Source organism: Gordonia sp. UBA7599, from assembly GCA_002477755.1.
GTDB lineage: Bacteria > Actinomycetota > Actinomycetes > Mycobacteriales > Mycobacteriaceae > Gordonia.
Genome location: DLKD01000144.1, coordinates 1 through 9,753, shown reverse-complemented (window position 1 = coordinate 9,753; position 9,753 = coordinate 1). Strand labels below are relative to the sequence as shown.

The following is a 9,753-nucleotide window of genomic DNA, read 5'->3' as shown; positions in this document are numbered from 1 at the left end:
TGTGCAGGTTCAGGTGGCTGACATCGCCGCCGAAGCGGCCGGGCCGCGCGACGCCGACCAGGGCGTTGAGGTTCGCGCCGTCGATGTACACCTGGCCGCCGGCGTCGTGCACCGCGGCGCAGATCTCGCCGATGGCGTCCTCGAACACCCCGTGCGTCGACGGGTAGGTGATCATCGTCGCGGCCAGGTTCGGCCCGTGCTCGGCGATCTTGGCGGCCAGGTCGGCGGTGTCGACGTCGCCGTTCTCACGGCACGCGACGACGACGACGCGCATCCCCGCCATGACCGCCGACGCCGCGTTGGTGCCGTGGGCGCTGGCCGGGATGAGGCAGATGTCGCGCTGGGAGTCGCCACGCGCCAGGTGGTACTGGCGGATCGCCAGCAGCCCGGCGTACTCGCCCTGTGACCCCGCGTTGGGCTGCAGGCTGACGCGGTCGTAGCCGGTGATGGCCGCGAGCCACCCGGCGAGTTCGGCGATGAGCTCGCGGATGCCGGCGGTGTCCTCCGCGGGCGCGAACGGGTGCAGATTGGCGAACTCGGGCCAGGTGATCGGCTCCATCTCGGTGGTCGCGTTGAGCTTCATCGTGCAGGAGCCGAGCGGGATCATGCTGCGGTCCAGGGCGATGTCCTTGTCCGAGAGCGAGCGCAGGTACCGCAGCATCGCCGTTTCGGTGCGGTACCGGTGGAAGGCGGGGTGGGTCAGGTACTCCGAGGTGCGGTTCTCGATCTCGACCGACGACGAGGAGCCCGCATCGGTGTCGACTCCGGCCGCCGCGAATGCGGCCAGCACCCCGGCGACATCCTCGTCGGTCGTCGTCTCGTCGCAGGCGATCGCGACGTGGTCGTCGTCGACGCGTCGCAGGTCGATCCCCCGCTCACGCGCCGCCTCGACGACGGCCGCGGCCTTGCCGGGCACCTGTGCGAGCACCGTGTCGAAGAAGCGGTGGTGCACAATCGCCGAACCGAGTCCGTCTGCGATCTGCGCCGCCCGCCCGTGGGTGCGCCGAGCGATCGCCGCCAGGCCGTCCGGCCCGTGGTAGGAGGCGTACATCGCCGCGATGATGGCAAGCAGCACCTGCGCGGTACAGATGTTGCTGGTCGCCTTCTCGCGCCGGATGTGCTGCTCGCGGGTCTGCAGGGACAGGCGGTAGGCGAGATTGTCGTCGGCGTCGCGGGACACACCGACGAGGCGCCCGGGCAGCTGACGGGTGAGCGCGGACTTCACCGACAGGTACCCGGCGTGCGGGCCGCCGAACCCCATCGGGACCCCGAATCGCTGCGTCGTCCCGAAGCACGCATCGGCGCCTTGCTCGCCGGGTGGGGTGATCAGGGTGGCCGCCAGCAAGTCCGTGCCGACGGCGATCATCGCGTCGCGCTCATGGGCGGCGGCGATGATCGGTGCGGCGTCGACGAGGCGGCCCGACGCGCCCGGCACCTGGGTGATGACGCCGTAGAAGTCGCCCGGCGGTAGGCCGGCACCGTCGATCGTCGGATCGAGTTCGGCGACGAGCACTTCGATACCGAGCGGCTGGGCGCGCGTCTCGATGACGGCGCGGGTCTGCGGGTAGAGATCGGCGTCGACGACGAGACGGCGCGACTTGTTCTTCGTCGCCCGCAGCATCAGGGTCATCGCCTCGGCGGCGGCAGTCGCCTCGTCGAGCATCGACGCGTTCGCCACCTCCATACCGGTGAGGTCGGCGACCATCGTCTGGAAGTTCAGCAGCGCCTCGAGCCGGCCCTGGCTGATCTCCGGCTGGTATGGCGTGTACGCGGTGTACCAGGCGGGATTCTCCAGGACGTTGCGCCGGATCACGCCAGGGGTGTGGGTGCCGTAGTAGCCGAGTCCGATCATCGACCGGTGCACCGTGTTGGCATCGGCGAGCTCGCGCAGCCGCGCGGTGGCCTGCTCCTCGGTCAGCGGCTGCGGCAGAACGTCGATGCCAGCGGTGATGCCATCCTGCACCGCATCGGCGATGGTGCCGGGCACGGCCGCGGCGGCCAGCTCCTCGAGCGAGGAGACGCCGACGACGGCGAGGATGCGGTCCAACTCGGCAGCATCGGGGCCGACGTGTCGGTCGGCGAACAAGGGCTGGGAAGTGTCTGTATGCGAGGACATCTGTGTGCGACTCTCTGCGCGGTTCCGTGTCCTCTCCCTCTGTCATGGTGCCTGAGAGTTTGAACCGACGCGTGCGGCGGTCTTTCCCCGTGGGCGGACGGGCGCGAACCCGACTCTTTCCAGAGACGTCGTCAGCCCGGCGGTCCGTGTGCCTGAGAGATTGACGGAGAGGTATTGCTCCTTCGGCGGCCACCGGCGACGGTGACGCTCTCCCACCGGGTAGCGGCGCGGGTGTCAGTCTACCCGGTGACTAGCCGGTTTTGCGCGCGCGGCGGCGGGCGGCGAGCTCGTCCTCGGGCGCGGTCTCCGATTCGCCACCGTCGGCGCGTTCGCCGGGGAAGTCGGCGATCGTGCCGGTCAGCTCGCGCATCGCACCGGAAACCGCGATGCCGAAGACGCCCTGGCCGCCCTGCAGCAGGTCGATGACCTCTTCGGCGGAGGTGCACTCGTAGACGGTGGTGCCATCAGAGAACAGTGTCACTCGGGCAAGGTCCTCGACACCGCGCTTGCGCAGGTGGTCGACGGCGACGCGGATGTTCTGCAGCGAGATGCCCGTGTCCAGCAGGCGCTTGACGATCTTGAGAACCAGGATGTCCTTGAAGGAGTACAACCGCTGGCTTCCCGATCCGGCGGCCCCGCGGATCGACGGGACGACGAGCGACGTGCGGGCCCAGTAGTCGAGTTGGCGGTAGGTGATGCCGGCGATCTGGCACGCGCTGGGCACCCGGTAGCCGACCAGCTCATCGGGCACGACGTCGCCGGGGAACAGCCCGGGAGCCACGTCGGCCAGGGACCCCTGTGCCCCGGTCCGAGTCGGATCGTCGGGGGTCATATCGTCGCCCACTGCTGTCTCCTTGCCATCGCTGGTCACAGAATACGCCCGTGCTTGCCGGACTTTCTGCGATAACGGTAGGCAACGGGAGACGCCTGCGCCAACGCGACTCGCGGGAACCCAACCCTAAAGTTGAGGTAGAGACCGAACTGTGACCTGGCCTACTGAGGTCCGCCGAGGTTGAAGTCGTCGGGCGAGACGTGGTCCAGGAACTCCTTGAACCGTTCCACCTCGTCCTCCTTCAACCCGGACCCCTCGACTTCGTCCTCGTCGGGGATCACCAGCCCCGCCTCGATGAGGACCTCCTCATCGGCATGGATCTCCGCACCGCTGCGCATCGCCACCGCGACGGCATCGGACGGGCGCGCGGAAACGACGACCGAATCGGAGAACACCATCTCCGCATAGAAGGTGCCCTCGCGCATGTCGACGATGCGAACCTGCTCCAACTTCTGACCGAACGTGTCGATCAAGTCGACCATGAGGTCGTGGGTCAACGGGCGCGGCGGCTCGATCCCCTTCTGGTGCAACGCGATTGATGCGGCCTCGTTCTGCCCGATCCAGATTGCCAGGTAGCGCTCACCGCCGACCTCCCGCAGTAGCAACACCGGCTGCGCGGCAGGTGATTCGACGCGGATGCCCACGACTTCCATCTGGCCCATACCGCCAAATCTACACGCCCGGCGCCTCAGTCGAGGATGTCGCGGACGGCCGCCTTCACCAGCTGCGTGTGGAGGGTGACCGAGAGTGCGGCGATCTCGCGCACCAGCTCGTCGGCACGGTCGCGTGCGCCGGTCCCCTTACCCTTGGCGATCGGATTCGCGATCTGTCCGACCAGGCCGGCCTCACGGTCGGCGGACACCTTGAACGCACGCAAGTGCCGCGTCTGCAGGCCGTAGTCCGCCAGTGCCGCCGCGGCCTCGACCAGGCGCACGGCATCCTCGTCGAAGAATCCCCCGGCCCCGGCACTCAGCAGGCCGTTGCGCATCAGCTCCGTGATGAATCCCGAATCAGCGCCGGTCCGCTCCATTAGCTCTTCGCGCGAGATTCGGCCGCCGAGCGCACCGAAATCGGTCGCCGGGGCGACCGATCCGCGCGCCGACGACAGCATCGCCACTCCCGAGCCGTCCGGGGTGTCCATCCCGTCGAGCTGCTCGCGGATGACCTTGAGCGGCAGGTAGCGGTCCCGCTGTGCGGTGAGCACGAACTTCAGGCGCTGGTAGTCGGACTCGCTGAAGCGCCGGTACCCCGATGGCGCGCGGTCGGGCGTGACCAGGCCCTCCGACTCGAGGAAACGAATCTTGGAGATCGTGACATCAGGGAAATCGTCACGGAGTCGGGCCAGGACCGCGCCGATCGACATCGTCGACTCGCCGCGCTCCTGGGGCGCGGGCGCCGGCGTCACGAGGCAGACGAGTCTCGCGGACCGGACAGGAACACGAGGCGGAACTTACCGATCTGCACCTCGTCGCCGTTGCCGAGCGTCGCCACATCGACCGGCTCCCGGTTGACGTAGGTCCCGTTGAGACTGCCGACGTCGACGACCTGGAAGTCACCGTCGCCGAGCCGGAACTCGGCATGGCGGCGGCTGACCGTCACATCGTCGAGGAAGATATCGCTGTCAGGATGCCGCCCGGCCGATGTCGCGGCCTGGTCCAGCAGGAATCGAGAGCCGGCATTCGGGCCGCGCTTGACCACCAAGAGCGCCGTCCCCGGCGCCAGTCGCTCCACGCCGAGGTCGGCGGGTTCACCCGACGACGAGCTCGACTGGTTCAGCTCCTCCTTGATGATCTCCTCGCGGAACACCGAGGTCGTCTCCACCGGCGCCTCGAACCCGTTGTCGTTGTCGCTCACCACTTCTCCTGTCGTCTTCACCATTGGGCGCACCGCCGGACACGGTTGTCAGGGCGCGCGATTGCCTCGCAGAAAATTCCGTCACCGATCCGGTGCCCCGACCACCATGACAAGTACCGCCGATCATACCGGTGTGCCGGTGATCTGATGCGCTCGTTCGGCGAGGGCGGGCCGGGCCGAACCCAAGTCGTTACAAACCTCGTCGGGAAGGTCGATGACCGGTACTATCCGGCGATCTGTTCCCGATACGCCGCCGCGTCGAGCAGTGATTCCAGCACCGTATCGACCGCACCGTTGCCCACGCGCAGCTCAACGAGCCAGCCGGCGCCGTACGCATCGGAGTTCACCAGGTCCGGGGATGCCTCGAGCGAATCATTGACCGCGACGACCTCGCCGTCGATCGGGCTGTAGATGTCGGACACACTCTTCGTCGACTCGACCTCGGCGAACGAATCGCCCACGGCGACCGTGTCCCCCGCGCCCGGCAACTGCACGAACACCACGTCGCCGAGCTGGTCCTGCGCGTAGTCGGTAATCCCGACGCGCACGGTCGTCTCATCCACCTTGACCACCCATTCGTGTTCCACGGTGTAGCGGAGATCCGCGGGCACGTTCGATTCAGCCACTTGCCTTCCCTTCGTCAGCGATAACGGTATCCGGTTTGTCCGTCGCGGACACACCCAACGTGTTCGGTTCGTGGCGAGCATCACCGGTCACCACGAGGATCGTCTGGTACCAGTAGAGCGCGAACGTCCACAGGTACATAGCGATGCCCCAGATGAGCAGCGCCCACCCGAACGGCAGTGCGATCCGCCCCACGACGTTGTCGAGTTGGCCGAACAGGATCCAGGGGAACGCACTCATCAGCGCGAATGTGGCCGCCTTGCCGACGTAGAGCACCGGCAGCGCCGTGATCCCGCGTTTGCGCAGCAACGGAATCTGCAGCGCCAGAAGTACGTCGCGCGCGACGATGATCCCGATGATCCACCACGGGATGATCCCCCGGATGCCGAAGGCCAGTGGGATCACGATGATGTAGATCCGGTCGGCCAACGGGTCCAAGAGCGCGCCGATCGTCGACGACTGGTCGAGCCACCGCGCTATCTTGCCGTCGAGCCAATCGGAGAAGCCCGACACGACGAGAATCGCGAACGCCCACCCGTCGGCCTCGAGCACGAGCAGCACGTACAGGAAGACCGGCACCAGTGCCAGCCGCAACACGCTCAGCGCGTTCGGCACGGTCACGACGCGGTCGCTGCGCGCAGCTGTCCCCCCCGGCACGGGCCCCTCCTATCGGAAGACGCCGAGGATGCCCTGCAGCATCTTGGCGCCCCCGGACGAGAACAAGTTGTCGTGGACCATGTAGGTCCAGGTCGACGTCGAGCGGTGCTGCCCCGCACTGTCGAGGTCGACGCCGTCGTTGGTGATGGTCGCGGTGCGGAACGTCGTGCCCGCCGCCTCGATCGCCTCGGATGGGAGCCTGGTGAACTCGTCGAGGATCAGCCGGTGGAACTCGTCGAGCGGCGATTCCCGCCCGATGGCGCGCAAATGGATGCTCGACCGCACGTCGGAGACGTACGCGAGATGATCGCTCCACGCCCGGTCGAGGTGGTAAAGCATGATCTCGCGCGCGGCCTGCTCGAGCACCTCCTTGTCCACCTTCTCGGTGATCGGGCCGAAGTCGGAAAACTCCTCGCCATCGGGCTGTTCACCATCGAGCAGGGCCTGGTAGCGCTCCGGTTCGAGCTCGGCGAGGGCGGTCAGCGCCTCGTCGGTGCGCAGCAGGTCCATTCGGCGGGCGACGATGATGTCGCGCTGCTGGTTCACCAGCTTGTTGTAGCGCCACGTGTTGGAGTGCAACTCCAGCATCACGCCCTCGGCGACGCGCTGGGCCTGCTCGATCAGTTCGGCACCGCGCGACCCCATCGATCCGTCGGGCTCGGAGGACTCCGGGTCGCGCTTGAACGAGAGGTTGCGCGTCACCAGCGGGTCCTCCAATGAGGCGAAGAACACCGAGTTACCCGGATCGCCCTGGCGGCCCGCTCGGCCGCGCAGTTGGTTGTCGAGACGCTCCGTGTCGTAGCGACCGGTGCCGATCACGCACAGGCCGCCGAGCTCGACCACCGCGTCGTGCTCATCGGACGTGGCCTCCGCACCGCCCAAGCGGATGTCGGTGCCGCGGCCGGCGATCTGCGTGGAGACGGTGACCGCGTCGAGCTTGCCGGCGTCGGCGATGATCGCCGCCTCCTGTGCATCGTTCTTCGCGTTGAGCACCACGCAATCGATTCCGGCCTTCTCCAGGAAGTACGCGAGCTCTTCGGACTCGGCGACGTCGTGGGTGCCGATCAGGATTGGTTGCCCCGTCTCGTGGATCTCGCCGACGTGAGCGACGATCGCCTCGACCTTGTTGGCCTTGGAGTCGAAGACCCGGTCGGGCTCGTCGTCGCGGATGTTCTCGGTGTTCGGCGGGATCTGCGACACGTACAGGTCGTAGAACTGGCGGAACTGCTCGCCGGCCGCCAGCGCCGTGCCGGTCATGCCGCACACGTTGGGGTAGCGGCCGATCAGCGCTTGGACGGTGATCGTGTCGATGACCTCGCCGGAGTCGGTCTGGTCGAGCCGTTCCTTGATCTCCACTGCTGCCTGCACGCCGTCGGGCCAGCGCTGCAGCTGGGCGACGCGCCCGCGCGAGGCGTTGATCAGCTTCACCTGCCCGTCGCGCACGATGTAGTGCACGTCGCGCTCGAGCAGGTAGTAGGCGTAGAGGGCGATGTTCGTGTGGACCAGGGTGGTCCCGACGTGCGCCTCGCTGTAGAGGTTGACTCCGAGCTCGTCCTCAACGAAGGCGGCGCCCTCGTCGGTCAGGCTGATGTTGCGGCCCTCGACGTCGATCTCGTAGTGCTTGGTCTTCATCCGCGACACGACATCGGCGATCGCGGCGTCGGCGACCTGCCCGGTCGCCGATCCGGCCAGGATGAGCGGGACCAGCGCCTCGTCGACGAGCACAGAGTCGGCCTCGTCGATGATGGCGACGTCGGGCGTCGGTGCGATGAGGTCGTCGGCGCGGACCACGAGCTGGTCGCGCAAGACGTCGAACCCGATCTCGTTGACCGAGCCATAGGTGACATCGGAGTCATAGGCGGCACGCCGCTGCTGCGCTGTCGACGACTCGTCGACAGCGCCGACACTGATGTTGAAGAGCTTGAAGAGCGGCCCCATCCACTCCGCATCGCGGTTGGCGAGGTAGTCGTTGACGGAGATCACGTGGACCTTGTGGTCCAGGAGCACGTAGCCCACGGCCGCGATCGCGCCCGACAACGTCTTGCCCTCACCGGTGGCCATCTCGACGACGTCACCCTCGAGCATGCGCAGTGAACCCTGCAGCTGCACGTCGTAGGGCCGCAGGCCCAGCGAGCGGTCGGCGGCCTCGCGGACCAGGGCGAGGAACTTGGCACGGTCGACCAGGTCGGTGCCGATATCGAGCCCGCGGGCCGCGTCAGCGAACTCGTCGTCGGCCAGACCGGCGGCCCAGTCGTCGTGGTCGGCCGCCTTCTTGATCAGCGCCACCGATTTCGACTGGTTGCGACCGCTTTGGGCTCCGAGGAGTCGCCACATCGTGTTGGAAAGCTTGCCCACCGGCTAATCGTCTCCTGAGTTGATTACGTCAGCATCCAACGGTAGCGCACCCGTTGGGTCGCTCTTCCGGCGATGGTGGGGACACCACCGTGATCGGTAGGCTCAAGTGCATGCCTGGTCTCACTGTCACCCGATTCACTGCCGCGGCCGCCTCGGTCGCAGCATGCGCCGCGACACTGCTCGTCGCGTCGAGCTCCCCCGTGGAGGCGGTCCCCGGCCTCGCCGGGCGCTCCTACGTGTCCGTGTCGGTCACCCCCGCGCCCATCCCCGGCGGCGGTCCGCTGCGCATCGCGTTCGCCGAGAAGGACCGGGTCAGCCTCTCTGCCGGGTGCAACCGGATGATCGGGACGGTGACGGCCAAGGGTGATCGACTGGTCTTCTCGCAGCTCGCGTCGACGAAGATGGCCTGCCCCCCGCCTCGCGACCACGCCGATGGATGGGCGGTCGACTTCGCGAAGCAGTCCCCGTCCTACCGGCTGGTCGGTCCGGGATTGACGCTGTCGACGCCCACGACCACCGTCCTGCTGCGCGAAGACTCTGCCTAAGCGTCTAGGCGACGGGGATCCCGCTCCCCTCGGACGGCTGCACGATCACGAAGCCCGGACCGCTGAACGCGACCTGTACGGCCTCACCCGAGCCGCGGCCGATCAGCGCGCTGGCCTTCATGCTCGACACCAGCTGCGTCTGCAAGTGGGCCGACCACGCGACGATGGCGTCGGTGTCGGCAAAGGTCGGCGCTTCGGCCGCATTGAGGACGACCGGCGGGCCGTCCGTGGTGAGGGCGACCCAACCGGTGCCGCGCAGCAGCGTGTTGAACAGGCCACCGGTCAGCATGCTGCCGCCCTTGACGCGCTCGATGTTCCACTCGAGCGACGCCGAGAATGCCAGGACGTTCTTGCCGCTGATGGACAGCGCCGAGTTCTCCAGCTTCAGCAGGTGCACGTCCTTGGCCAGGTCGGCAAGGAAGACGTCGCCCTGCCCTGCGCAGCGCATCAGCGGCAGGCCCTCGCCGGTGAGCGCCTTCTTGATGAAGCGGCCCGCGCCGCCGCCCTCAAACGCGAACTCGACGTTGCCCTGGTAGGCGACCATCGCGCCCTGACGTGCGAAGAACGGCTCGCCGATGCGCACGCGCAGCATCTTCGAGTTCTGCTTGGCGACGGCTTCGTCCTCGTTCTCGCTGAATCGTCCGTCGACGAGTTCACCGGTGATGCCGGCGAATGAATCACCCGGCGTCATCGGAGCCTGCGGCTGCTGATGCTGCACCGGTTGGTGCACCGGCTGCTGGGGCGCGGCCTGCTGGGGCGCGGCCTGCTGG

10 protein-coding genes and 1 riboswitch are annotated in these 9,753 nt (G+C 67.6%); of the genes, 1 reads left to right on the top strand and 9 read right to left on the bottom strand.

From position 1 onward, the window contains the following. The 8 genes from gcvP to secA2 all read right to left on the bottom strand — a co-directional run. Nucleotides 1-2,116 (bottom strand): aminomethyl-transferring glycine dehydrogenase (gcvP, locus tag B4L26_RS17165; protein ID WP_290720797.1); only part of this gene is annotated, 2,116 nt, incomplete at its 3' end. 130 nt (nt 2,117-2,246) lie between these two features. Next, a riboswitch (glycine riboswitch) is annotated at nt 2,247-2,341 on the bottom strand. Nucleotides 2,342-2,366: 25 nt separating this feature from the next. After that, nucleotides 2,367-2,948 carry a MerR family transcriptional regulator gene (locus B4L26_RS17160; protein ID WP_290720804.1) on the bottom strand — a complete coding sequence of 194 codons (582 nt, stop codon included), beginning with the start codon at nt 2,946-2,948 and terminating at the stop codon, nt 2,367-2,369. Between the two features lie 161 nt (nt 2,949-3,109). Then, nucleotides 3,110-3,610 (bottom strand): bifunctional nuclease family protein, encoded by a 501-nt coding sequence (locus tag B4L26_RS17155; protein ID WP_290720795.1) that lies wholly within the window; start codon nt 3,608-3,610, stop codon nt 3,110-3,112. A 26-nt stretch (nt 3,611-3,636) separates the two neighbouring features. Next, nucleotides 3,637-4,311 carry a MerR family transcriptional regulator gene (locus B4L26_RS17150; protein ID WP_290720802.1) on the bottom strand — a complete coding sequence of 225 codons (675 nt, stop codon included), beginning with the start codon at nt 4,309-4,311 and terminating at the stop codon, nt 3,637-3,639. A gap of 38 nt (nt 4,312-4,349) precedes the next feature. After that, complete coding sequence (gene garA, locus B4L26_RS17145; RefSeq protein WP_290720800.1) at nt 4,350-4,805, bottom strand: glycogen accumulation regulator GarA; 456 nt, start codon at nt 4,803-4,805, stop codon at nt 4,350-4,352. A gap of 221 nt (nt 4,806-5,026) precedes the next feature. Further along, on the bottom strand, nt 5,027-5,428 hold the full coding sequence (gcvH, locus tag B4L26_RS17140; RefSeq protein WP_290720793.1) for a glycine cleavage system protein GcvH: 402 nt from the start codon (nt 5,426-5,428) through the stop codon (nt 5,027-5,029). After that, a complete protein-coding gene (locus B4L26_RS17135) occupies nt 5,421-6,083 on the bottom strand; it encodes a CDP-alcohol phosphatidyltransferase family protein (protein WP_290720790.1) in 663 nt (220 codons plus the stop codon). The genes gcvH and B4L26_RS17135 overlap by 8 nt, the downstream gene beginning before the upstream one ends. 9 nt (nt 6,084-6,092) lie before the next feature. Then, on the bottom strand, nt 6,093-8,438 hold the full coding sequence (gene secA2 / locus B4L26_RS17130) for an accessory Sec system translocase SecA2 (RefSeq protein ID WP_290720787.1): 2,346 nt from the start codon (nt 8,436-8,438) through the stop codon (nt 6,093-6,095). Between the two features lie 110 nt (nt 8,439-8,548). Between secA2 and B4L26_RS17125 the strand changes: the two genes are divergently transcribed. After that, nucleotides 8,549-8,983, top strand: a complete 435-nt coding sequence (locus B4L26_RS17125) for an META domain-containing protein (RefSeq protein WP_290720785.1) — start codon at nt 8,549-8,551, stop codon at nt 8,981-8,983. 4 nt (nt 8,984-8,987) lie between these two features. Here B4L26_RS17125 and B4L26_RS17120 read toward each other — a convergent pair. Continuing rightward, nucleotides 8,988-9,753 (bottom strand): AIM24 family protein (locus B4L26_RS17120; protein ID WP_290720783.1); only part of this gene is annotated, 766 nt, incomplete at its 5' end.